Origin of the sequence: Actinomadura sp. CNU-125 (genome assembly GCF_001942465.1) — a bacterium.
Classification (GTDB): Bacteria; Actinomycetota; Actinomycetes; order Streptosporangiales; family Streptosporangiaceae; genus Spirillospora.
The window spans coordinates 1-21,648 of sequence record NZ_MKJY01000560.1; the positions used below are offsets into that span (position 1 = coordinate 1).

Here is a 21,648-nt window from a genome sequence, read left to right on the forward strand (position 1 = left end):
CGGGGCCGCGGGGCCGGCGCGTCCGGTGCGTCGGCGCGTCCGGCGTCAGAAGCCCTGGGCCAGGCGGTGGTACGCCTGGTTCCAGCGGATCTCCTTCGTGAAGCGGGCCGTGTCCGTTCCGGCGTCGATCGTCAGGAGTTCGACGCCGAGCATGTCGGCGAGGTCGGTCAGTTCCTCGGCCCCGACCGCCGTGGACAGGACGGTGTGGTGCGGCCCTCCTGCGGTCAGCCAGCACTCGGTGGACGTCGGCAGGTCCGGGCGCGGACGCCAGACGGCGCGCGCCACCGGCAGGTTCGGCAGCGGCGGCGGGACGACGACGTCGATCTCGTTCGCGACCAGCCGGAACCGGTCGCCGAGGTCGGCGAGGCCCACGACGATCCCGGGGCCGGGTTCGGCGTCGAACACCAGCCGGACGGGGTCCTCGCGCCCGCCGATGCCCAGCGGGTGGATTTCGCAGGACGGCGTGCCCGCCGCGATCGACGGGCACACCTCCAGCATGTGGGCGCCGAGGATGAGCTGCTCCCCCGGCACCAGGTTGTAGGTGTAGTCCTCCATGAACGAGGTCCCGCCGCCGGGCGCCATGCTCTTGAGGGCCCGCAGCAGCGCGGACGTCTTCCAGTCGCCCTCGCCGCCGAACCCGAAGCCGTCCGCCATCAGCCGCTGGACGGCCAGGCCCGGGAGCTGCCGCAGGCCGCCGAGGTCCTCGAAGTTGGTGGTGAAGGCCGTGAACCCGCCGTCGGCGAGGAACCCGCGCAGCCCCAGCTCGATGCGGGCCGCGTAGCGCAGCGAGCCGTGCCGGTCGCCGCCCGCGCGCAGCTCGGGCGCGACGGCGTAGGCGTCCTCGTACTCGGCGGCCAGGGACGCCGCGTCGGCGTCGGCGACCGCGTCGACCGCCGCGACCAGGTCGTTGACGGCGTAGGTGTTGACCGACACGCCGAAGCGGAGTTCGGCCTCGACCTTGTCCCCCTCGGTCACCGCGACGTCGCGCATGTTGTCGCCGAACCGCGCGAGCCGCGTCGAGCGCAGCGCGGCGGCCCCGGCGGCGGCGCGCGCCCACGCCCCGATGCGGGCCGCCGTGGACGGGTCGGACACGTACCCGGCCACGGTCTTGCGGGGCACCCCGAGCCGGGTCTGGACGTGCGCGAACTCGCGGTCGCCGTGCGCGGCCTGGTTGAGGTTCATGAAGTCCATGTCGATGGAGCTCCACGGCAGTTCCACGTTCGCCTGCGTGTGCAGGTGCAGCATCGGCTTGCGCAGCGCGTCCAGGCCCGCGATCCACATCTTGGCCGGGGAGAACGTGTGCATCCACGCGATCACGCCGGTGCACGAGTCGTCGGCGTTCGCCTCCAGCATGACGCGCCGGATCGCCGCCGCGTCGGTGAGGACCGGCTTCCACTCGACGTCGACGGGCAGCGCCCCGGCGATCCGCCGGGACTGCTCGGCGACCTGCCGCAGCGTGTCCTCCCCGTACAGGCCCTGGCTGCCGGTCAGGAACCATGCGGTCATTTCGCGCTCCTCTGCCCGTAGACGTTCTGGTAGCGGTCGTACAGGCTGTCGACGTGCGCCGGCGCGATCGGCAGCGGCTCGCCGAGCTGCCGCGACACGTGCACGGTCCGGGCGACGTCCTCGCACATCACGGCCGCCTTCACGGCGTTCTTCGGGGAGTCCCCGATGGTGAAGACCCCGTGGTTCTGCATCAGCACGGCCTTCGACCGGTGCCCCTTCAGCGTCGCGACGACGCCGCGGCCGATGTCCTCGCCGCCGATCAGCGCGAACGGCCCGACCGGGATCTCGCCGCCGAACTCGTCGGCCATCGCCGTCAGCACGCACGGGATCGCCTCCCCGCGCGCCGCCCACGCCGACGCGTACGTCGAGTGCGTGTGCACGACCCCGTTCACGTCCGGCATGTGCCGGTACACGTACGCGTGCGCGGCGGTGTCGCTGGACGGCGACAGCTCGCCCGCGACCCGGTTCCCGTCCAGGTCGCACACGACGATCGACTCGGGCGTCAGGTCGTCGTAGGACACCCCGCTCGGCTTGATGACGAACCGGTCGCCGCCGGGCAGCCGTCCCGACACGTTGCCCGCCGTCCACGCCACCAGGTCGTTGCGGACGAGCTCGGCGTGCAGCAGGCAGACGACCTCGCGCAGCTCTTCGAATGGTGTCATGCGGCGGCCTCGTTCCTGATCGCGCGGAGGCGGTGCAGGAGGGAACCGTCCGCGAAGTGGTCGTGCAGCCGGCGGTACTCGGCGTACAGCCGGTCGTAGGCGTCGGCCCTGGCGGGGTCGGGGACGAACGCGGCCGGGATCCGCTTGCCCATGGCGGCCGCGGCGGCGGTGACGTCGGGGTGGGCGCCCGCGGCGACGGCCGCGTGGATCGCCGAGCCGAGCGCCGGGCCCTGCCCGGAGCCGATCGCCGACAGGGGGCGGCGCAGCACGTCCGCGTACACCTGCATGAGGAACCGGTTGCCGAGCAGGCCGCCCGCGACGACGAACTCCTCGACCGGCACCCCGGACGACTCGAACGTCTCGACGATCACGCGCGCGCCGAACGCGGTCGCCTCGATGAGCGCGCGGTAGACGTCCTCGGGGCGGGTCGCGAGCGTCTGCCCGACGAGCACCCCGGACAGGTCGTGGTCGACGAGGACGGAGCGGTTGCCGTTGTGCCAGTCGAGCGCGACGAGCCCGTGCTCGCCGACGTTCTGCCGTTCGGCGAGCGAGGTGAGGTACTCGTGGGCGCTCATGCCCCGCGTGTCCGCCTCGCGGGCGTAGGACTCGGGCACGGACGTCTCGGCGAACCAGCCGAAGATGTCGCCGACGCCGGACTGGCCCGCCTCGTAGCCCCACAGTCCGGGGACGATCCCGTCGCGCACCACGCCGCACATGCCGGGCACCTCGGCGAGCCGGTCGGACGACATGACGTGGCACGTCGAGGTGCCCATGATCGCGACCATCCGGCCGGGCCGGACGGCGTCCGCCGCGGCGGCCGTGACGTGCGCGTCCACGTTGCCGACCGCGACCGCGATGCCCTCCGGAAGGCCGGTCCATCCGGCGGCGCGCGCGGTGAGCCGTCCGGCCGTCCCGCCGAGGGGCGCGAGGTCGTGCCCGAGCTTGCCGGTGAAGCCCGCGAAGCCCGGGTTCAGGGCGGCGGCGAACTCCTCGGACGGGTACGCGCCGTCTTGGTGGATGCCCTTGTACCCGGCGGTGCACACGTTGCGGCTCTCGACGCCGGTGAGTTCCCAGACGATCCAGTCCGCGGCCTCGATCCACCGGTCGGCCGCCGCGTAGGTGTCGGGGTCCTCTTCGAGGAGCTGCAGGCCCTTCGCCCACTCCCACTCGGAGGAGATCTTCCCGCCGTACCTCGCGAGCCAGGGTTCGCCGCGTTCGGCGGCGAGCGCGTTGATGCGGTCGGCGTGCGGTTGGGCGGCGTGGTGTTTCCACAGCTTGGGCCAGGCGTGCGGACGGTCCGGGCGCAGTTCGGCGAGCGGCGTCCCGGCGGCGGTCGTCGGCAGGACGGTGCAGGCGGTGAAGTCGGTGCCGATGCCGACGACGTCCGCCGGGTCGACGCCCGCGGCGGCGACGGCCGCGGGCACGGCGTGCCGCAGGACGTCGCGCCAGTCCTCGGGCGACTGCAGCGCCCAGTCGGGCGGGAGGCGGTCGCCCGACCGGGCGCCGTCCCCGGGGAGCCGTTCCTCGATCACTCCGTGGGCGTACTCGTGCACCGCGTCGGCCAGTTCGGCGCCGTCCGCGACCCGCACCACGACGGCCCGTCCGGACAGCGTGCCGAAGTCCACCCCCACCACGTATCGGTCAGCGCTCACACCATCCCCTTCCAGCGCCGCGACCGTCCCGGGAACCGGCCGCCGGGTGCCACTGTGACCGGTAACATGCGCCGCCGTCAAGGCGTCCCCGCACCCCGGAACGGGTTGCCGACACACCGTTGGTATCTTGTCGACATGCTGTCGATAAATTCTCCGGCGGGGCGCTGATGTTCCTCGCACTGCGCGAACTGCGCTTCGCCCGGGTCCGGTTCGGGCTGATGGGCGCCGTCATCGCCCTGATCTCGGTGCTCATGGTCATGCTGTCCGGGCTCTCGGAGGGCCTGGTCAAGGACGGTGTGTCCGGCCTGCAGAACCTCCCCGTCACCTCGTTCGCCTTCGAACGGGGCGTCCAGCACGACTCGGCGTTCTCCCGGAGCGTCGTGGACGTGTCGGCGGTCGAGAAGTGGCGGGACCGTCCGGACGTCGCGGACGCCGCGCCCTACGGCAACCTGCTCGTCAACACCGAGAGCGAGCGGGGCGTGGAGATCGACCTCGCGATGTTCGGGGTGCGGCCCGACTCGTTCCTGTCGCCCGAGGTCGGCGAGGGCTCCCGGCTGGACGGCGCGGACGGCGTCGTCGTGAGCCGGACGGCCCTCGACGAGGGGCTGCGCATCGGCGACACGATCACCGTCGACCGGCTCGGCACACGGCTGCGGGTCGTCGGCGCCACCGAGGGCCAGAACACCTTCGGGCACGTCGACGTCGGCTACCTCCCCCTCTCCACCTGGCAGCGGCTCAAGGCCGGGGTCGGCCCGGACGAGGCGATGCCGGGGCACGCCGCGCGGGAGATCACCGCCGTGGCGGTGCGCGCGGAGCCGGGCGCGACCGTCGACCTCGCCGCCGGGGACGCCGCCGCCGGAACCGAGAGCCTCCCGGTCGAGGAGTCTTTCGGCGCGTCCCCCGGTTTCACCGCCGAAACGACGACGCTCCAGCTCATCCAGGGGTTCCTCTACGCGATCTCGGCGCTGGTCGCGGGCGCATTCTTCGCCGTCTGGGCGATCCAGCGCAGGCACGAGGTCGCCGTGCTGCGGGCCATGGGCGCGTCCGGACGCTGGGTGCTGCGGGACGCGCTGACGCAGGCGTTCGTGCTGCTCCTAGCGTCCGTGGCCGTCGGCGCCGCGGCCGGTGTCGGGCTCGGCGCGCTGATGACCGGCGGCGGCGTCCCGTTCGCGCTCAGCGCGCCGAACGTGACGGCGGCCGCCGCCGGACTGATCGTCCTCGGGCTCGTCGGGGCCGGCGCCGCCGTCGCCCGGATCGCCGCCATCGACCCAGCGACCGCACTCGGAGGAAACCGATGATCGGCAGGACCGCACGCGACGAAGCCGCCCCGGCGAACGAGAACGCGACCGCGGGGCTCGTCCTGGACGGCGTCCACCTGCGGCACGGCGACGGCGAGGAGATCGTCCGGGCCCTCGACGACGTCTCCCTCGCCGTGCCGCCCGGACGGCTCGTCGCGATCGTCGGCCCGTCCGGCGCGGGCAAGTCGAGCCTGCTGGCGGTCGCGGGCGGGCTCGCCCGTCCGGACGGCGGCACGGTCACGGTGGCCGGGCACGACGTGACGGCGGCGACCCGGCGCGGGCGCGCGGCGCTGCGCCGTGAGCACATCGGGTTCGTGTTCCAGTCCGGCAACCTGATCCCGGCGCTGACGGCCGCCGACCAGCTCCGCCTCCCGCTCCGGTTCCGGCCGCGCCGCGGGCGGACGGGCCGCGACCCGCTCGAACTGCTCGCCGACGTGGGCATGGCGGAGAAGGCCGGCCGGTACCCGCACCAGCTCTCGGGCGGGGAGCGGCAGCGGGTCGGCATCGCGCGCGCCCTCGCCACCGACCCGAGCGTGCTGCTCGTCGACGAGCCCACCGCGGCCCTCGACCGGGCCCGCAGCCGCGATGTCGTCCGGCTGCTCGCGGCCGAGACGCGGCGGCGCTCCGTGGCGGCCGTCATGGTCACCCACGACCATGACGTCCTGGAACACTGTGACACGGTGTACGAAATGGTCGACGGCCGTCTCACCAGGGCCGCCTGAGCCGCGGGCGGGACCGGCCGGGGGACCGATGGGAGGGACCGCGTGCCGAGGATCCGGGCGGCGACCGTCGCCGAGCACCGTGCCGCGCAGCGGGCCGCGCTGCTGGACGCGGCGCGCGACCTGCTCGCCGAGGACGCCGAGCGCGCCCGCGCCCCCGAGCCTCGCGGACGTCGCCCGCCGGGCCGGGCTCGCGCGGTCCAGCGCGTACTCGTACTTCAAGTCGCGGGACGACCTGCTCGACGCGCTGATCGTCGACACGTTCCCCCGGTGGGCGGCGTACGTCCAGGCGCGGATGGCGGAGGCGGGCACGCCCGGCGAGCGCGTCATGGCCTACGTCGCGGCGAACCTGCACCTCGTCGCGCGCGGCGACCACGCGCTGGCCCGGGCGCTGGCCGCCACCAGCCGCACCGACACGCTCGCCGAGTCCAGCCGGCTGCTCCACGACGACCTCGCGGCCCCGCTCCGCGCGGCGCTGATCGAGCACGGCGCGTCCGACCCGGTGCGGACGGGCGAGCTGGTCCAGGCGATCGTCTACACGCTGAGCCGGATGATCGAGGACGGTCTCGCCGAGGACGCCGCGGAGCGGCTCGCCCGCGAACTCCTCACCCCGTACCTGCGCTCCCCCGTCGGCTGAACCCGGGCATGGACAGCGTTCCATACCCATGAGTATGGTTCCGTACCATGGGGTATGGAGACGATGTCATCGCACGCGTGCGAGACCTGGCGCCCACGCTGACCGAACGGGCCCCCGCGGCCGAGGAGGCGCGGCGCCTGCCCGACGAGACGATCGCGGACCTCGCCGCGACCGGCCTGTTCGCCACGCTCGTCCCGAAACGCTTCGGCGGCGCCGAGCTGGACTTCGCGACGATGGCCGCCGCGTGCCGCGAGGCCGGTGCGGGCTGCGCGTCCGCCGGCTGGCTGTCGGCGATCTACACGCTGCACAACTGGATGGTGGCGCTGTTCCCCGAGGAGACGCAGGCGGAGGTGTGGGCGGACCGCCCGTACGCGCTGATCCCCTGCACCCTCGCGCCGACCGGCACCGCCGAGCCGTCCGGCGGCGGCTACACGGTCACCGGCCGCTGGTCGTGGGGCAGCGGCGTCATGCACGCCGACCACGTGATGGTGATGGCGCTCGTCACCGCGGACGGCACGATCGAACCCCGGCTGTTCCTGCTGCCCCGCGCCGACGTGACCGTCCACGACGTGTGGCACACCAGCGGGATGCGCGGCACCGGCAGCAACGACATCGAGGTCGCGGGCGCGTTCGTCCCCGCGCACCGCTCGGTGCCCCTGGTCGAGCTGGCCGAGGGCCGCTCCCCCGGCTCCCGCGTCAACCCGGGCGGCAGCTACCGGACGCCGCTGGTGCCGGTGTTCGCGCTGACCGGCGCGGCGCCCGTCCTCGGCGCCGCCGAAGGCGTCCTCGCCCGCTTCCGCGAGCGGATGGCGGGCCGGGTGATGTCGTACACCGGCGAGCGGCAGCGCGACCTGATGAGCGGCCAGATCCGGCTGGCCGCGGCGACCGCCGACCTGCGCGCCGCCCGGCTGCTGCTCGACGGCACGCTGGCCGAAGCGTCCGGCGCGGACGCCACCGACCCGCGGCGGCGCGCGAACGCCCGGCTGGCCGCCGCCCACATCGCCGCGACCGCCCGCCGCGTCGTGAACGACCTGTGCGGCGCGGCCGGCGCGAGCACCCAGCTGCTCGACTCGCCGTTCCAGCGGGCGCAGCGGGATGTGAATACGATCTCCGGGCACGTGGTGTTCGACCCGGACGCGTCGTACGCGCTCTACGGAAAGATCGAGCTCGGCATCGACCCCGGCCCGATCAACCTTCTTTGACCGACCATCGGGGGGAACGCGATGACGGCCCGCACCAAGGCGTCCAGGCGGGACTGGATCGAGGCCGCCTACCGGGAGCTGGCGCGCACCGGCGAGCGCGGCGTGACGATCAACGCGCTCGCGTCCCGGCTGGGCGTCACGAAGGGCAGCTTCTACTGGCACTTCAAGGACCGCACCGAGCTGGTGCGGGCCCTGCTCGACCGGTGGGCGCACGAGCGGACGGACGAGATGCTCGGCCTCGCGCTCGGCAGCACGCCCGACCCGCGCGAGCGGCTGCGCCGCATCCAGGCGCTCGGCCACGAGATCGCGCCGGTCGACCGGGCGATGCGGCTATGGGCGCGGACCGAGCCGGCGGCCGAGGAGGCGGTCCGGCACGCCGACCGGGCCCTCCTCGGCCACATCGCCTCCTGCCTGCACGAGCTCGGCTTCGCCCCGGACGACGCCGACCTGCGGGCCCTGCTGATGCTGCGCTCCTGGGTAGGCGGCTACCTGGTCCCCGCACCCCCGGACGCCACGGAGCTGGACGCCCGCATGCTAGACGTCCTCCTCAAACGTTGACCTGCCCTCGGAACACGATCGCTGAAGCCGGTGCCCCCGTCCGTCGTGACGGACGCGGGCACCGGCCGGTGCCGTCGCGCTACTGGAGCGGGGGTCGGATGTAGGCGTGTCCGACGATGCTCGTCCCGTCGAGCGTCGCGGTCACCGTGGCGCTGTCGCCCCAGTCGGGTACGGGACCGACGGTCGTTCCGGTGAAGACGACCGAGGAGGCCCCCGCCGGGACGGTCACCTCCGCGGGTACTCGCAGCGACGGAACATCGCTGCTCAGCGTGACGGTGACGGCCTCGTCCGTCACGGTTCCGAGGTGCAGCGTTCCCTCGAAGGTCTGATCGGGGAAGAGCTCCCAGGGAAACTCGAGGGACTTCAGACCGGGCAGGACCCGGAAGGTGTGACTCCGCGTTCCGACGCCCTCCATCTCGGCGGTGACGGTGACGGGCCCGCTGATGTCGTTGTGAAGAAACGGACGCACGGTGATCGGTCCGCTCGTGCCTTCGTAGAGCATGCGGGGAGAGGGGACGTCGACGCCTTCGTCGTCCGTGGTGAAGGTGACCTCCACTCCGTCGTGGGGAATGGGCTCCGGCAGGTCGAGGGTCAGGCCGACGCCTCCCCCGCCGCGCGCGGTGTCGGGACCGGTGAAGCTCCAGTCCGCGTCGTACCTCCACGCCTTCAGAGTGACGACGGTGCTGATGCTCTGCCCCGGGAGGCTGGCAGTGACCGTGACCTCGGCGTCCTCGGGAATGCGGTCCGTCTCGCCGTACCTGCCGGCCACTCCGAGCGCGCTGCTCGGAATGGTGATCGGTTCTACCCGGAGGGCCTCGTGGTCGCTCTTCATGTCGATCGTCAACCCGCCCGCCGGGGCGGGTCCGTTCAGCCCTATGTTGACCGAGACGTAGTCGCCGCTGATGAGCGGTGAGACGACCAGGAATTTCAGCCCCGGCAGGAGCCCCAGCGGTTTGCTGACCTCATGCCCGTGCAGCGACGCCGTGATGGCGACGTTGAACTCTCCGTAGATGTAATCCGGCTGATGCGTCCGGATGGGGAAGGCGGCTTCGGTCTCCCCCGCCGGGACGACGAGCCGCGGCGGCACGCTCACCCAGGAGGCGTCCGCCGACGCGAGGACGATCCTGACGGGCCAGGGCCCCGCGCAGTCCAGGCGGACCGTGCCGGTCGCCTCGGCGCCGGAACGTACCTTCTCCGCGGGCAGCACCACGTCCGCGATCTGCGGACGGCAGCCGGGTGCCGCCGGTACCTCGGCGTTCGCCGGTACGGCGATGCCGAAGATCATGAGGACGGCCGCGACCACGACCGTCGGCAAAGCTCTTACCGAATTCACTCCACGCTCTTCTCTCGCACTGCGCTATGCCCCGACCACAATGAGCAGCAAAGAGCGGGGAGTTCTTTCGCTAAGAACCGGGCCGACCGGCACGGGCATAGAACAGACGTTCGACTGAAATTGGGAAGATCATAACGGCTCGTTCTTTGCACCGCCATCCCCATTCCGCCGGACACCGTGCGAGCCCGCGGGCCCGGCCGCGCGGCGGCCGGGCCCGGGCGGTCACGGCTGGACGGGGCCGAAGGTCTTGCGGGTGTCGATGACGTCGCCGAACAGGTGCCAGCGTTCGCCCTCGAACCGCATCATCTGCATCGACTCGATCGGGAAGCCGTCGCCCTCGCCGGTCTGCATCGTCACGCCGGGCAGCAGCATCGGGACCTCGACGTTCGCGAGGCTCCGCATCGAGTCGCGCAGCCCCTCGCGGGTCTTGCACTCGGCGGCCTGCATCGCCTTGTGGAAGCTGCTCGCGACGGCCCAGCCGAACGCGTGGTACGGGACGGCCGGGTCCGCGTTCGGCACGTACTGCTTCATCTTCGCCTTGTAGAGCTTCATCTCCGCGTCGTTCGCCCACAGCGGGTCGTTCGGGTCCTTGTAGTACGTCGAGGACACGACGCCCTGGACGTTCTCGAACCCGACCGGCTTGAGCACCGTCACCGACGCGGCGACGTTGTTCACGATGTGCAGCGGGTTCCAGTCGGCGATCTTCGCGTCGGCGGCGAGGGCCTGCGAGCCGAACTTCGGCGTCGTCACGTTGAGGAAGACGTCCGCGCCCGACCCCGCGAGGTCGCGCATCTGCGGTTCGACGCTCGGGTCCGACACCTCGTAGCTCTCCTCCTGGACGATCGTGATGCCGCTGCCCTCGATCGCCTTCTTGAACCCGCCGAGGAGGTCCTCGCCGAAGTCGTCGTTCTGGAAGAGGACGGCGACCTTCGCGTCCGGTTTCTCCTGCTTGAGGTACTGCGCGTACACGCGGGCCTCGGAGACGTAGTTCGGCTGCCATCCGATCGTCCACGGATGCTTGGCGTCGGTGCCCCACTTCGACGCGCCGGTCGCCACGAACACCTGCGGCACCTTGCGCTGGTTCGCGTAGTCCCAGGTCGCGGTGGTCGACGGGGTGCCGAGCGTCTGGAACAGCGCGAACACCTGCTCCTGCTCGACGAGCCGGCGCGCCTCCTCGACGGCCTTCGGCGGCTGGTAGCCGTCGTCGCGGACGATGAACTCGACCTTCCGTCCGTCGATGCCGCCCTTCTCGGCGTTGACGTAGTCGAAGTACGCCTCGATGCCCTTCGGGATCGCGCCGTACGCCGACGCGGGGCCCGACAGCGGGTAGATGCCGCCGAGCTTCAGCGCGTCCGCGGTGATCCCGGTGGTCTGCTGGCCCTCGCACTGCCCTTCGGCGGTGCTCCCGCCGCCGCCCTCGTCGCGGCCGCCGCCAGCCCCGCCGCCGCGGACGCCAGCAGCAGCGCGACCGCCGACACCGCCGTCGTCCGTCCCATCGTTCGACGCATTGCGTCACCTCTTCCGGAGGATCTTGTCGGTCGTCCACGGCGCGAGGCGTCCCGGCAGCCCGGCCAGGCCGGTCGGGGCGACGTACATCACCGCGATGATCAGCAGGCCGAAGATGACCCCCGGCGCCGCCTCGTTGATGTCCTGGGAGAGGCTCGGCACGAACATCATGAACAGCCCGCCGAGCAGCGGTCCCGCGGCCGACCCGAGGCCGCCCACCACGATCGCGGCGAGCAGCGTGATCGACAGGTTGACGGTGAACGAGTCGGGCGAGACGAACCCGATCGTCCACGTGTAGAGGCAGCCCGCCGCGCCCGCGAACATCGCGCTCCACGCGAACGCGAGCCGCTTGTACGACGCGGGCTTCACGCCCATGACCTCGGCGGCCGTCTCGTTGTCGCGGACGGCGTGCAGCGCGCGCCCCACCCGCGAGCGCAGCAGGAACCGCACGATCACGATCGCGAGGACCGTCCCGGCGAGCGCCAGGAAGTACAGCCACTGGTCGGGGGCCAGGCCCGTCCACGAGGGCGGCGCGGGCTTCTCCAGCGTCAGCCCCATCGACCCGCCGGTCACCGACTCGAACCGCTTCAGCAGCGGCACCAGGAAGATCGCGATGGCCAGCGTGACGAGCGCGAGGTACAGCCCCCGCAACCGGGTGGCGGGCACCCCGAGCGCCAGCCCGATCACGAACGCCAGCGCCGCCGCGAGCGGGAACGTCAGCAGGTACGGGACGTCCCAGTGGTACATCATCGCGGCCGTGCCGTAGGCGCCCACCGCGAAGAACGCGCCGTGCCCCAGCGAGATCTGCCCGCCGTGCCCGACCAGCAGGTTCAGGCCGATCAGCGCGACCGCGTACACCATCACCATCGTCAGCTGGAACACCCGGAACGGGACCAGCTCGAACGGCGCCCGCAGCGCCACCAGCACCAGCACGCCCAGCAGGATCGGACGCCAGTGCCGCACGGCGAACGCCGTCACCCGGTTACGCGCCGTCGGCCCGGCGGGGGCCTCGGCCGTCTTCATGTCGGTTTCCGTCCCGTTCATGCTCGCTCCACCACCGGACGTCCGAACAGGCCCTGCGGGCGCAGCAGCAGGACGGCGAGGATGATCGCGAGCGGGACGCCGATCTTCAGGTCGGAGCCGATCGCGTCGACGTAGGCGCCCGCGAGGGTCTCGGCCACGCCGACGATCAGGGGGCCCGCGACCGCGCCGAGCGGGCTGTCGAACCCGCCGAGGGTGGCCGCCGCGAACGCGTAGATCAGGACGCCGCCCATCATGTTCGGCTCCAGGAACAGCAGCGGCGCGACCAGCACGCCCGACACCGCGCCGACCGTCGCGGCCAGCCCCCACCCGAGCGCCAGCGTCCACCCGACCCGGATCCCGACCAGCCGCGCCGACACCGGATCGGCCGCGACCGCCCGCATCCCGAGCCCGATCTTGGTGTGCCGGAACAGCAGGTAGAGCAGGCCCATCACGCCGCCGATCACCGCGAGGATCCCCAGCGTCGAGTAGCCGACGCTGACCCCGCCCGCCCGCAGCGCGCCGTCCGGGAACGGGTTCGGGAAGTCCTTGATCAGGAACGACCAGATCCACCCGGCGGCGGCGTTGACGAAGATGAACAGGCCGACCGTCACGATCACGATCGTCAGCTCGGGGGCGCCCTCCACCGGCCGGATGATCACCCGTTCGATCACCATCCCGCCGACGAACGAGATCGCGAGCGTCAGCATGAGGGCGAGCCAGAACGGGAGGCCCGCGTCGATGAACGTCCAGGCGATGTACGTCGCGAACATCGCGAGCTCGCCCTGCGCGAAGTTCACGATCCCGGTGAACCGGTAGATCAGGACGAGCGCGAGCGCGAGGCTCGCGTAGATGGCGCCGGCGCTCAGCCCGGCCACGCACTGCTGCAGGAAATCGGCCATGGCTAGATCCGGTAGCCCAGGTACGACTGCGCGACCTGCTCGTCGGCCTTGATGTCCGCCGCCGACCCCGACAGCACGATCCGTCCGCTCTCCAGCACGTGCGCCTGCCCGGCGATGCCCAACGCCAGATGCGCGTTCTGCTCCACGACGACCACGGTGGTCCGTTCCTCCTCGTTGATCGATCGCACGATGCCGAACAGCTCGCGGGTGACCAGCGGCGCGAGGCCCAGCGACGGCTCGTCCAGCAGCAGCAGGCGGGGCCGCGACATCAGCGCGCGGCCGATCGCGAGCATCTGCTGCTCGCCGCCGCTGAGGCTCCCCGCGACCTGCCCCACCCGCTCGTACAGGACCGGGAAGTAGCCGTACACCCGCTCCAGGTCCGACTGGACGGCCGCGCGGTCGCGCCGCGCGAACGCGCCGAGCTTCAGGTTTTCCTCGACGGTCAGCGGCACGAACGTCCCGCGCCCCTCGGGCACGTGCGCGACGCCCCGCCGCGCGACGGCGTCCGGCGAACGCCCCGCCAGTGACGTCCCGTCCAGGCGCACTTCGCCACGGCCCTTGACCATCCCGCAGAGCGCGCGCAGCAGCGTCGTCTTGCCTGCACCGTTCGGGCCGAGGATGGCGCAGATGTCGCCCGCACCCACCCGCAGGCTCACGCCGTGCAGCACGCGAACGTCGCCGTAGCCGGCGTGGAGGTCGTCCACGGTGAGGAAGTCGGTCATGCCGCAGCCCCGAGGTACGCCTCGATCACCGCGGGATCTCGTTGGACTTCCTCCGGCGGCCCCTCCGCGATCTTCTTGCCGAAGTCGAGGCAGATGACCCGATCGCAGGTGCCCATCACGAAGCCCATGTGGTGCTCGACGACGATGACCGTCACGTCGAAGTCGTCCCGGATCGTCTGCAGCAGGTCGGCGAACTCCCCGACCTCTCCGTGGCTCAGGCCGTTGACGGGCTCGTCCAGCAGGAGCAACCGCGGTTTCGCGGCCAGCGCCCGGGCCAGCTCGACCCGCTTCAGCGTGCCGAACGGCAGGCCCGCCGCCGGATGCTCCGCGACGTCCGTGAGGTCGAGCCGTCCGAGCAGGTCGGCCGTCTCGCCGCGCAGCCGGGCCTCCTCCCGCCGGACGGACGGGAGGCGCAGGCTCGCGCCGACGAACCCGGCCCGTCCGTGGTGATGGGCCCCGACCATGACGTTGTCCCGGACGGACATGCGGGCGAACAGGCCGAGGTTCTGGAACGTGCGGGCGATCCCGAGCCCCACGATCGCGTGCGGAGCCATCGCGAGCAGGTCGCGCCCGGCGTAGGAGATCGCCCCCTCGTCGGCGTCGTACCGCCTGGTCAGACAGTTGAACAGGGTGGTCTTGCCGGCGCCGTTCGGCCCGATCAGCCCCACCATCTCACCGCGATCGACGGCGAACCCGACACCTCCCAGCGCGGTGATCCCGCCGAAGCGGACGGTGAGCTCGCGAACCTCCAGCATCCGGCCTCCTGAACGGCGTTCTGTACAGGGGCCGTCAGCGTAAAATCCGCGCATACCTCGCACATTGGGCGTGAGAACCCAACCTGCGACCGGGGAGTTGTCCGCAGAGAACAGCGGGGAGGAGCGCCGTTGAGCAAGACGGTGCCGGTGATCTTCGATGGCGCGATGTTCTGGGCGTACGACGTGGCGCTTGGAGTTCTCTTCGTCGAAGCGGCACGAGTCGGCGCGGAGACACCGGCGGCGTGGTGGCCGGATTTGGGGCACGATCTCCGCACGCACGCGTTGCTGGGCGGCAGTTCCGCGGTGCTCCTGGACGACTTCGACGAGGACCGGCGGCAGGTGCTCCTGCACTGTGTCGTGGAGGCGGCCCGCCGGATCGAGGCCCGCGGCGGCGTGGACCGGGCCGAAGTCTCGACGTGGCCCGAACTGGAGGAGAGCGCGACCGGTTTCCTGCGCGGCGCGGAGCACGTCGACGCGGCTCCGCTCGTCGAGCTCGCAGAGGCCCTGGTCGCGCTCGCCGCCCGCGCTCTCCCTCCCGCCCCGGCGGGGCGGCACTGGTACTACGGGACTCCGGAGGGGCGGATGCTGCAAGGCGGATAGGGCGCGAACGTGCCGGGGAACAGCCGGGGCCGCAGAAGATCGTCGATCCGGTCGCCCGCCGTGCCCACGTCGCCGCAGGGCGCCACCCACTGGACGCGCAGTCCCGTGGACGACCGGAGGCAGTACCACCCGTCCCGCACCGTCACCAGCGCACCGACCTCGCGGACCCCGGACCCGACGTAGACCCGCATGAGCGGCTCGTCGCCGGACCGAAGGCAGTGCCACCCCTTGCAGGTCAGCGCCGGTTCCAGCCGTTCGAGATGCCGCACGGTCGTCGCTCGTCTTCGTCGCGGCGGGACGATCGCGCGCCGCACCCTCACGTCCCGTCCCGTCGCGCGACCTCGAACCACACGGTCACCGGACGCCCGTCGTCGTCGCCGACCTCGAAGCCCCAGCAATCGGACAGGCAGGCGACCATCGCCAGGCCGCGGCCGCACTCGGCCCACGCGTCCGACGCCACCACCTTCACGACCGGCAGCGACGCGGCCCCGCCGTCGTCGGTGATCTCGACCCGAACGCGGTGGACGGCCGTCAGCACCGCCACCTGCACGCCTCCGCCCGGACGCTTGCTGGCGGTGTAGCGAAGCGCGTTCGTCGCGACCTCGTCGACCATCAGGTCGACGTCCGCCAGGTCGAGCCGGTCCGACCCGAGCCTTTCGAACTCGCAGCGCACCCAGCGGCGCACCGCCCGGACGTCCACGCCCTCGCCGTCGCCGCCGGTGATCCGTCCGGTTGCCCGACCGTCCCAGCCCCTCACCGTGTGCCCGCAGCCAGCGCGGACGCGGCGTGGCGCGTCCCGTCCGCGCCCGCCGGGTACCGGGCCGCCGCGCCCCAGACGTACGCCCAGCCGCCCCGCGCGTCCTGCACGACCGCGACGGCGAGCGGGCCACGTTCGTCCGGGACCGACAGCGCGACCTGCCCGCTGCTTTCGAGGACCAGCCGCGACGACCGTCCCAGCGCCACCAGCGCGAGCCCCAGGTCGGCGAGCAGCCCCGCCCGCCGGACCGTCACGTCCCACCCCGGCCGCCACCGGTCCGGACGAGGCGGTGGATTCGCTACGTTGTTCACAGGTTCTGACTCCCTTGAAGTCGGTACCGAGGCCCCGGGCACGGTGGTGATGACACCGGCCCGGGGCCGCTTATGTGGTGGCCGAAGTGGATGCTTGCCAGAACACCCCAAGCCCCGGCACACAAGGCCCGGTTTGCTCGAACCATCCACGGTCGATGACCTTCCGTGGCAACCTGACTACAGGATGCGCGGTCTCAACGCCGATGGCAAGCCTCCATCGGAGAAATGCCAAAGGAGATTCACCAATGCCTGTTCGTCCAAGCCCGACCGTCCGCAGCAAGCGTCTGCGCCGCGAGTTGCGCCGTCTCCGCGAAGAGCGAGGCTTGACGATCGAGAAGGTCGCCGACCTTGCGGGCGGTGAGTGGAACCCGAGCACTCTGGGACGTTGGGAGAAGGGGGATCGCCGGATCCGTCCGGCCGACCTGCGTCATCTACTCGACGTCTACGAGATCCACGGCGACCAGCGTGACGCACTGCTGACGCTTGCCCGGGAAGCGCGCCAGCGTGGGTGGTGGCAGGCGTACGCCGACGTCCTGCCGTCCGAGTACAGCTCGTACATCGGACTCGAGACCGAGGCACGAGAGATCCGCACCTACCAGCAGCAACTCATCCCGGGCATCGTTCAGACCGCAGACTACGCACGGGCGGTGATCCAGGCGGCCCGCCCGGACGACGACACCGACGCGATCGAGCGGCGCGTCGACGTCCGGCTCGACCGGCAAAAGGTGCTCGCCGACCCCCAACCGACCAACCTCTGGGCCGTGATCGACGAAGCATCGATACGTCGGGTCGTCGGGAACCGCGAGGTGATGCGCGAACAACTCGAGTACTTGAGCGAAGTCGCCGAGCGCCCGGGGATTCAGGTCCAAGTGCTGCCGTTCGAGGCAGGAGCACACGCCGCCATGGCCGCATCGTTCGTCATCATGGGGTTCGAGGCCCCCGACCCGAACGTGGTCTACATCGACACAGGCACAAGCGCACTCTTCGTGGAAGACCCCACCGACCTTGCCGCATATAGACTGATTTTCGACCACTTGAGAGCTTCGGCGCAGAGCCCCAGCGAATCGATGCGGGTTCTCCGCAACGCAGCCCAAAACTTCGCGCAACGGCCGACTTAGAAAGGTACGGGTGGCCGTGAACAAGGACAAGGCAGACACAGTCCATACCTCGTGGCGCAAGAGCACTCGCAGCAGCGGAAACGGTGAGTGCGTCGAAGTCTCCGTCCTCACGGCGAACATCGGAGTCCGCGACAGCAAGGCCCCGGACGCCGGATACCTCGCCCTCGCCCCCGACACATGGGCCGCGTTCGTGACCGGCGTGCGAGACGGACGGTTCGACCTGCCCTAACCCCCAAGGCCCGAGCCGACGCCCCGCCGACCGTGCCGTCGGCGGGGCGTCGGCGTCCGAGCCCGCCGACTTGACCTTTCCGTCCGGCCGCCGCGGTTCAGGATCGGGACGCGGAGGGGGCGGTGGTAGCGGCGCGGGAACGGTTGGTGCGGATCTCGTCGTGGTGGTCGGCCGCCCAACCGATCAGCTGCTTGACGATCTCGATCAGACCGCCGCCGAGCGGCGCGAGCGCGTACTCGACGCGCGGCGGCACCTCGGCGTACGCGGTGCGGCTGATCAACCCGTCTGCCGTCAGTTGGCGAAGGGTGTGGGTCAGCATGCGCTGGGAGATGCCCGGGATCTGGCGCTGCAGGTCGGTGTAGCGCATCGGGCCGCCCTCCAGGACGGCGATGATCAGCATGCTCCACTTGTCGCCCACCCGGTCGAGCACCTGGCGGATGAAGTCCATGTGATCGGCGGGGATGCTCGCGCACGGCCCGACCGAAGCCGCCATCCCGATACCCGCGCTGTCCTGCATGGCGCCCGTTCCTCTCCGTCACGCACACCGATGTGCCTTTTGTACCGCCTTCCATACTGGCCCACAATGACGTTACGAACAAACAGTAGGAATTGGAGGTCAGGCCATGAAGGTAGAGATCTGGTCTGAGATCACCTGCCCCTGGTGCGGGCTGGGCGGCCATCGGTTCGAGCGGGCCGTGGAGCGCTTCGAGCACAGTGATCAACTGGAGGTGGTCCACCGCTCGTTCCCGCTGGGGAGCGACCTCCCCGAGGACCGCACGATCGGCGTCCGCGAATTCGTGCTGGCCAAGTACGGCGCCGTCCCCGGGCAGGCCGGCGTACCGGACATCGAAGGCATGGCCGCCGCCGAGGGCCTGGCCCCCTACCGGGTCCTGGACAACCGGGTCGGGAACACCGACCTGGCCCACGAGTTCCTCGCGCACGCCTCCGCCGAAGGCAAGAACGGCGAAGCCTGGAACATGCTCTTCCGCGCCTACTTCGGCGGAGCCGAGTCGATCTTCACGCTCGACGACCTGCTCGTCTTCTCCGACAGGCTCGGTCTGGACCGCGAACGGACGCGCCGGGTGCTCGCCGACCGGCGCTACCGCCGTCAGGTACGGCGAGACGCACAGCAGGCGCAGCGGCTCGGGGCGACCGGTGCCCCCTTCACCGTCATCGACGGCCGGTACGCCCTCGCGGGCGCGCAGGACACCGACACCCTGCTCGGCATCCTGCGGCAGGTCTGGGACCAGACCCACCCGACCGTTCTCGTCGCCGACGACGCTGCGACCTGCGGCCCGGACGTCTGCGCGGCGCCCGCCGCCCACACCTGATCCGCACACCGGCCTCCGCATGTCCCGGCGGTCACCACACGGAAGAGATCTCACTGTGCCCACTCTCGCCATCGTCGGCGCCGGCCCCGGCATGGGCCTGGCCATCGCCCGCACCTTCGGCAGCCGCGGCTTCGACGTCGCCCTGATCGCCCGCACCAAGGAGAAGCTGGAAACGCTGGTCGACCGTCTCGGCCGGGAAGGCATCACGGCCGCCGGATTCCCCGCCGACATCCTCGACCGCGCGTCACTGACCGACGCCCTGGACGCGGCCAAGGCCCGCTTCGGCGGCATCGACGTACTGGAGTACTCACCGGCCCCGCACTCCCCGGTGCCCGGCCTCACCATGGCTGCTCCCTCGCAGGTCACGGTGGACAATCTGCAGCCGATGATCGAGTACGGCTTCTACGGCGCCGTCACGGCGGCTCGGGCCGTGCTGCCCGCGATGCGCGAGGCGGGCGCCGGGACCCTGCTGTTCACCGGCGGCGGCGGCTCGGTGGACCCGATACCGATGCTCGGCAACGCCAACGCGGCCCAGGCGGCCCTGCGCAACTGGGCGATCAACCTGAACAAGGAACTGGCCGGCACCGGCGTCTACGCCGCCCACGTGGCGATCAACGTCTGGATCGGCGAGGGCGTCGTGGACGCCCCGGAAGGCAGCCCGACCGCCACGCCCGAGGAGATCGCCCCCCTGTACTGGGACCTGCACGAAAACCGCGACCGCCCCGAGGCCGTCTTCAACGCCTGATCCGGCCGGCGAACGATTCGCGCAGGGTGGAGGCCCAACGACGAGCCACCGATCGCGTTGGGCCTCCACCCCGGCCAGGGTCTTGTGGACGACACCGCCCGCCCCTTCGGCCGCGATGCCCTCCGGCACGCCGACGGCTAGCCCCGCACGTGCAGTCCGAAACCCTTGCGGCCCGGCACTTCCAGGGCGTCCTTCAACCGCAGTGACGGGATCTCGTAGTCACCGAAGTTCTGCCGCCGGAACGCGATCGGCTCGGTCGTCTCCAGCGACAGCAGCCGCTCCTTCCACGCCTTCGCGGCGTCCTCGAAGTCGCCGTCGGCGAGCTTGTCGGTGCCGTACAGGACGAACGGCGGCAGCACCTCCACGCCCGGGTAGTACAGGATCCCGTGGTGGATCGGGAACAGCAGGTCCTCGATCGGGCCGTTGATCCCGCGATCGCTGTAGTGGGACTCCGGGCCCCCGACGGTCACCGACAGGATCGCCCGACGCCCCTGCAGCGTTCCCTCACCGAAGCGCTCGCCGTACCGGGTCTCGTCGTGCACTCCGACGCCGTACGCGAAGTGGAAGGAGAACACCCGGTCCACCCAGCCCTTGAGGATCGCGGGCATCGTGTACCACCACATCGGGAACTGGAAGACGATCGTGTCGGCCCACAGCAGCTTTGCCTGCTCGGCCGCCACGTCGGACGTGAGCGCGCCGGCGTCGTACGCTCCGGCTGAACTCGGTATCACCTGCAACGGGCTCGTGGCGTGCTCTCCGAAGTCCGCCGCGTCCACGACGGCCTTCCAGTTCATCGCGTACAGGTCGCTCACCCGCACCTCGTGCCCGGCGGCTTCGAGAGTGGACACGGCGAGGTCCTTCAGCGAGCCGTTCAGCGAACGCGGCTCGGGGTGGGCGTAGACGATGAGCGTCTTCATGGCGGTTCCCTTCGACGAGGTGTGTCGCCATCGATGCTCGACCGCCGGGACCTCCCCGTTCAGGGGCGCTTCTTCCACCGGACCGCACTTCCTGGTAACGGCAGGACCACCTTCACGTGCACCGCCAAGGCCATACTGGGCGCATGGACGATCTGGCGGGCTTCCTGCGGACCCGGCGTGCCCGGGTCGACCCGGCGGCCGTCGGCATCCCCACCGACAGCCGCCGCCGCGTCGAAGGGCTGCGCCGCGAAGAGATCGCGCACCTGTCGGGAGTCAGCGTCGACTACTACGTACGGCTGGAGCAGGGCCGCGCCACCCAGCCGTCCGAACAGGTCCTCGACGCGCTCGCCGGCGTCCTCGGCCTCGACGACACCGAACGCGGGCACCTGTACCGGCTCGCCCGGCAGCGCCGCCGCCGCGCGAAGCCGCCCGGCGGGCGCGTGCGGCCGGAGCTGCTGCGCGTCCTGGACCTGGTCACCGACGCGCCCGCCCTGATCATGAACTACCGGCTGGACGTGGCCGCCGGGAACCGCCTCGCCGGGCTCCTCTACGGCCGGGAGATGCCGGGCCTGAACACCGCCCGGCACATCTTCCTCGAAGAGGACGAGCGCGGCTTCTACGCGGACTGGGAGAAATGCACCCTCGACGTGGTCGGGCACCTGCGCCTCGCGGCCGGGAAGTACCCCGACGATCCGGGCCTGGCCTCGCTCATCGGCGAGCTGGCGATGGGCAGCGAGCGCTTCCGCCGCCTCTGGGCCCGCGCGGACGTACGCGCCCGCACGCACGGACGCAAGGCGTACCGGCACCCGCTGGTCGGACTACTCGAACTGCACCAGGAGAACTTCGCACTGCCGGATGATTCAGGCCTGGAGCTACTGGTGCTCTCCGCCGCCCCCGAAAGCCCCACCGCAGACGGGCTGCGCCTGCTGGGTGCGCTCAGCACTGATGGACTTCCCACGGCGAAAAGCCCTCCAGTAGCGAAATAAGCCCATCGGGGTCGGCGGCGGCTGCCGGGATCGGCATCGCGGGTGCTGTGTCCAGCGGTTATCTGCGCCGAGACCTCCACGAGCCGCCCGGGACGTCCGTCCGCCGACCGCCTCACCCTCTCGGCCGTCCGGGCCGTCATGTAGTCCGACCGCGAGGGCCGGGACGAAGGCGATGCCGTGCG

Annotated in this window: 26 protein-coding genes; 11 read left to right on the forward strand and 15 right to left on the reverse strand. The window is 71.5% G+C overall.

What is annotated here, in order from left to right; genetic code table 11:
- Window positions 1-45: 45 nt before the first annotated feature.
- From araA to araB, 3 genes are read right to left on the reverse strand one after another with little or no spacing between them, the layout of a single operon-like run.
- On the reverse strand, window positions 46-1,506 hold the full coding sequence (gene araA / locus BJF79_RS40970) for an L-arabinose isomerase (RefSeq protein WP_075905508.1): 1,461 nt from the start codon (window positions 1,504-1,506) through the stop codon (window positions 46-48).
- Window positions 1,503-2,168, reverse strand: coding sequence for an L-ribulose-5-phosphate 4-epimerase (locus BJF79_RS40975; protein WP_075905510.1), 666 nt, complete (start codon window positions 2,166-2,168; stop codon window positions 1,503-1,505). The genes araA and BJF79_RS40975 overlap by 4 nt, the downstream gene beginning before the upstream one ends.
- Window positions 2,165-3,802, reverse strand: coding sequence for a ribulokinase (araB, locus tag BJF79_RS40980; RefSeq protein WP_143220842.1), 1,638 nt, complete (start codon window positions 3,800-3,802; stop codon window positions 2,165-2,167). Before araB ends, BJF79_RS40975 begins: the two co-directional genes overlap by 4 nt.
- A 185-nt stretch (window positions 3,803-3,987) precedes the next feature.
- On the opposite strand from araB, the gene BJF79_RS40985 reads away from it, so the two are divergent.
- The 5 genes from BJF79_RS40985 (at window position 3,988) to BJF79_RS41005 (ending at window position 8,234) form a co-directional block, all read left to right on the forward strand.
- On the forward strand, window positions 3,988-5,118 hold the full coding sequence (locus tag BJF79_RS40985) for an ABC transporter permease (protein WP_075905512.1): 1,131 nt from the start codon (window positions 3,988-3,990) through the stop codon (window positions 5,116-5,118).
- Window positions 5,115-5,840: an ABC transporter ATP-binding protein gene (locus BJF79_RS40990; RefSeq protein ID WP_075905514.1), complete on the forward strand. Its 726-nt coding sequence runs from the start codon at window positions 5,115-5,117 to the stop codon at window positions 5,838-5,840. The genes BJF79_RS40985 and BJF79_RS40990 overlap by 4 nt, the downstream gene beginning before the upstream one ends.
- A gap of 79 nt (window positions 5,841-5,919) precedes the next feature.
- Window positions 5,920-6,474 carry a TetR/AcrR family transcriptional regulator gene (locus tag BJF79_RS40995; RefSeq protein WP_262403338.1) on the forward strand — a complete coding sequence of 185 codons (555 nt, stop codon included), beginning with the start codon at window positions 5,920-5,922 and terminating at the stop codon, window positions 6,472-6,474.
- A gap of 77 nt (window positions 6,475-6,551) precedes the next feature.
- Window positions 6,552-7,676 (forward strand): acyl-CoA dehydrogenase family protein, encoded by a 1,125-nt coding sequence (locus BJF79_RS41000; RefSeq protein WP_158079446.1) that lies wholly within the window; start codon window positions 6,552-6,554, stop codon window positions 7,674-7,676.
- Between the two features lie 21 nt (window positions 7,677-7,697).
- Complete coding sequence (locus BJF79_RS41005; RefSeq protein WP_075905518.1) at window positions 7,698-8,234, forward strand: TetR/AcrR family transcriptional regulator; 537 nt, start codon at window positions 7,698-7,700, stop codon at window positions 8,232-8,234.
- A gap of 79 nt (window positions 8,235-8,313) precedes the next feature.
- On the opposite strand, the gene BJF79_RS41010 is transcribed toward BJF79_RS41005, so the two are convergent.
- From BJF79_RS41010 to BJF79_RS41035, 7 genes are all read right to left on the reverse strand, one after another.
- A complete protein-coding gene (locus tag BJF79_RS41010) occupies window positions 8,314-9,327 on the reverse strand; it encodes a hypothetical protein (RefSeq protein ID WP_143220837.1) in 1,014 nt (337 codons plus the stop codon).
- Window positions 9,328-9,789: 462 nt separating this feature from the next.
- The gene (locus tag BJF79_RS41015; protein WP_143220838.1) at window positions 9,790-10,929 is read right to left on the reverse strand and encodes an ABC transporter substrate-binding protein; all 1,140 of its coding nucleotides are present in this window, start codon (window positions 10,927-10,929) and stop codon (window positions 9,790-9,792) included.
- Window positions 10,911-11,075: a hypothetical protein gene (locus tag BJF79_RS56580; protein WP_158079447.1), complete on the reverse strand. Its 165-nt coding sequence runs from the start codon at window positions 11,073-11,075 to the stop codon at window positions 10,911-10,913. The genes BJF79_RS41015 and BJF79_RS56580 overlap by 19 nt, the downstream gene beginning before the upstream one ends.
- A 4-nt stretch (window positions 11,076-11,079) precedes the next feature.
- Window positions 11,080-12,117 (reverse strand): branched-chain amino acid ABC transporter permease, encoded by a 1,038-nt coding sequence (locus BJF79_RS41020; protein ID WP_075905521.1) that lies wholly within the window; start codon window positions 12,115-12,117, stop codon window positions 11,080-11,082.
- A complete protein-coding gene (locus BJF79_RS41025; RefSeq protein ID WP_075905523.1) occupies window positions 12,114-12,995 on the reverse strand; it encodes a branched-chain amino acid ABC transporter permease in 882 nt (293 codons plus the stop codon). The genes BJF79_RS41020 and BJF79_RS41025 overlap by 4 nt, the downstream gene beginning before the upstream one ends.
- Window positions 12,996-12,997: 2 nt before the next feature.
- The gene (locus BJF79_RS41030) at window positions 12,998-13,717 is read right to left on the reverse strand and encodes an ABC transporter ATP-binding protein (RefSeq protein ID WP_075905525.1); all 720 of its coding nucleotides are present in this window, start codon (window positions 13,715-13,717) and stop codon (window positions 12,998-13,000) included.
- The gene (locus BJF79_RS41035) at window positions 13,714-14,472 is read right to left on the reverse strand and encodes an ABC transporter ATP-binding protein (protein WP_075905527.1); all 759 of its coding nucleotides are present in this window, start codon (window positions 14,470-14,472) and stop codon (window positions 13,714-13,716) included. The genes BJF79_RS41030 and BJF79_RS41035 overlap by 4 nt, the downstream gene beginning before the upstream one ends.
- A 129-nt stretch (window positions 14,473-14,601) precedes the next feature.
- Here BJF79_RS41035 and BJF79_RS41040 point away from each other — a divergent pair, with 129 nt between their 5' ends.
- Entirely contained in the window at window positions 14,602-15,072 is a 471-nt protein-coding gene (locus tag BJF79_RS41040; protein ID WP_075905529.1) for a hypothetical protein, read from the forward strand.
- Here the strand turns inward: BJF79_RS41040 and BJF79_RS41045 are convergent.
- The 3 genes from BJF79_RS41045 to BJF79_RS56590 are packed head-to-tail and all read right to left on the reverse strand — an operon-like array spanning window position 15,033 to window position 16,140.
- Window positions 15,033-15,392: a hypothetical protein gene (locus tag BJF79_RS41045; RefSeq protein WP_143220839.1), complete on the reverse strand. Its 360-nt coding sequence runs from the start codon at window positions 15,390-15,392 to the stop codon at window positions 15,033-15,035. The two genes, BJF79_RS41040 and BJF79_RS41045, sit on opposite strands and share 40 nt — an antisense overlap.
- The gene (locus BJF79_RS56585) at window positions 15,389-15,829 is read right to left on the reverse strand and encodes an ATP-binding protein (RefSeq protein ID WP_075905533.1); all 441 of its coding nucleotides are present in this window, start codon (window positions 15,827-15,829) and stop codon (window positions 15,389-15,391) included. The genes BJF79_RS41045 and BJF79_RS56585 overlap by 4 nt, the downstream gene beginning before the upstream one ends.
- Window positions 15,826-16,140: a hypothetical protein gene (locus tag BJF79_RS56590; RefSeq protein WP_158079448.1), complete on the reverse strand. Its 315-nt coding sequence runs from the start codon at window positions 16,138-16,140 to the stop codon at window positions 15,826-15,828. Before BJF79_RS56590 ends, BJF79_RS56585 begins: the two co-directional genes overlap by 4 nt.
- A 245-nt stretch (window positions 16,141-16,385) precedes the next feature.
- On the opposite strand from BJF79_RS56590, the gene BJF79_RS41060 reads away from it, so the two are divergent.
- Complete coding sequence (locus BJF79_RS41060; RefSeq protein ID WP_075905537.1) at window positions 16,386-17,258, forward strand: helix-turn-helix domain-containing protein; 873 nt, start codon at window positions 16,386-16,388, stop codon at window positions 17,256-17,258.
- A gap of 16 nt (window positions 17,259-17,274) precedes the next feature.
- The gene (locus BJF79_RS41065; protein WP_075905571.1) at window positions 17,275-17,487 is read left to right on the forward strand and encodes a DUF397 domain-containing protein; all 213 of its coding nucleotides are present in this window, start codon (window positions 17,275-17,277) and stop codon (window positions 17,485-17,487) included.
- 97 nt (window positions 17,488-17,584) lie between these two features.
- Here the strand turns inward: BJF79_RS41065 and BJF79_RS41070 are convergent, their stop codons facing one another.
- Window positions 17,585-18,004, reverse strand: a complete 420-nt coding sequence (locus tag BJF79_RS41070) for a winged helix-turn-helix transcriptional regulator (protein ID WP_075905539.1) — start codon at window positions 18,002-18,004, stop codon at window positions 17,585-17,587.
- Between the two features lie 106 nt (window positions 18,005-18,110).
- On the opposite strand from BJF79_RS41070, the gene BJF79_RS41075 reads away from it, so the two are divergent.
- On the forward strand, window positions 18,111-18,818 hold the full coding sequence (locus BJF79_RS41075; RefSeq protein ID WP_075905541.1) for a DsbA family protein: 708 nt from the start codon (window positions 18,111-18,113) through the stop codon (window positions 18,816-18,818).
- Window positions 18,819-18,873: 55 nt separating this feature from the next.
- Complete coding sequence (locus BJF79_RS41080; RefSeq protein ID WP_075905543.1) at window positions 18,874-19,563, forward strand: SDR family NAD(P)-dependent oxidoreductase; 690 nt, start codon at window positions 18,874-18,876, stop codon at window positions 19,561-19,563.
- A gap of 137 nt (window positions 19,564-19,700) precedes the next feature.
- Here BJF79_RS41080 and BJF79_RS41085 read toward each other — a convergent pair whose 3' ends face one another.
- Window positions 19,701-20,480 (reverse strand): NAD(P)H-dependent oxidoreductase, encoded by a 780-nt coding sequence (locus tag BJF79_RS41085; RefSeq protein ID WP_075905573.1) that lies wholly within the window; start codon window positions 20,478-20,480, stop codon window positions 19,701-19,703.
- A gap of 143 nt (window positions 20,481-20,623) precedes the next feature.
- On the opposite strand from BJF79_RS41085, the gene BJF79_RS41090 reads away from it, so the two are divergent.
- Entirely contained in the window at window positions 20,624-21,466 is an 843-nt protein-coding gene (locus BJF79_RS41090; protein ID WP_075905545.1) for a helix-turn-helix transcriptional regulator, read from the forward strand.
- Window positions 21,467-21,648 lie beyond the last annotated feature (182 nt).

Excerpts from the sequence above, each read along its gene's own strand:
- araA (WP_075905508.1), bottom strand. The coding sequence starts at position 1,506 with ATGACCGCATGGTTCCTGACCGGCAGCCAGGGCCTGTACGGGGAGGAC.
- BJF79_RS40975 (WP_075905510.1), bottom strand. The coding sequence starts at position 2,168 with ATGACACCATTCGAAGAGCTGCGCGAGGTCGTCTGCCTGCTGCACGCC.
- BJF79_RS40985 (WP_075905512.1), top strand. The coding sequence starts at position 3,988 with ATGTTCCTCGCACTGCGCGAACTGCGCTTCGCCCGGGTCCGGTTCGGG.
- BJF79_RS40990 (WP_075905514.1), top strand. The coding sequence starts at position 5,115 with ATGATCGGCAGGACCGCACGCGACGAAGCCGCCCCGGCGAACGAGAAC.
- BJF79_RS41005 (WP_075905518.1), top strand. The coding sequence starts at position 7,698 with ATGACGGCCCGCACCAAGGCGTCCAGGCGGGACTGGATCGAGGCCGCC.
- BJF79_RS56580 (WP_158079447.1), bottom strand. The coding sequence starts at position 11,075 with ATGCGTCGAACGATGGGACGGACGACGGCGGTGTCGGCGGTCGCGCTG.
- BJF79_RS41020 (WP_075905521.1), bottom strand. The coding sequence starts at position 12,117 with ATGAACGGGACGGAAACCGACATGAAGACGGCCGAGGCCCCCGCCGGG.
- BJF79_RS41025 (WP_075905523.1), bottom strand. The coding sequence starts at position 12,995 with ATGGCCGATTTCCTGCAGCAGTGCGTGGCCGGGCTGAGCGCCGGCGCC.
- BJF79_RS41030 (WP_075905525.1), bottom strand. The coding sequence starts at position 13,717 with ATGACCGACTTCCTCACCGTGGACGACCTCCACGCCGGCTACGGCGAC.
- BJF79_RS41035 (WP_075905527.1), bottom strand. The coding sequence starts at position 14,472 with ATGCTGGAGGTTCGCGAGCTCACCGTCCGCTTCGGCGGGATCACCGCG.
- BJF79_RS41060 (WP_075905537.1), top strand. The coding sequence starts at position 16,386 with ATGCCTGTTCGTCCAAGCCCGACCGTCCGCAGCAAGCGTCTGCGCCGC.
- BJF79_RS41070 (WP_075905539.1), bottom strand. The coding sequence starts at position 18,004 with ATGCAGGACAGCGCGGGTATCGGGATGGCGGCTTCGGTCGGGCCGTGC.
- BJF79_RS41075 (WP_075905541.1), top strand. The coding sequence starts at position 18,111 with ATGAAGGTAGAGATCTGGTCTGAGATCACCTGCCCCTGGTGCGGGCTG.
- BJF79_RS41085 (WP_075905573.1), bottom strand. The coding sequence starts at position 20,480 with ATGAAGACGCTCATCGTCTACGCCCACCCCGAGCCGCGTTCGCTGAAC.
- BJF79_RS41090 (WP_075905545.1), top strand. The coding sequence starts at position 20,624 with ATGGACGATCTGGCGGGCTTCCTGCGGACCCGGCGTGCCCGGGTCGAC.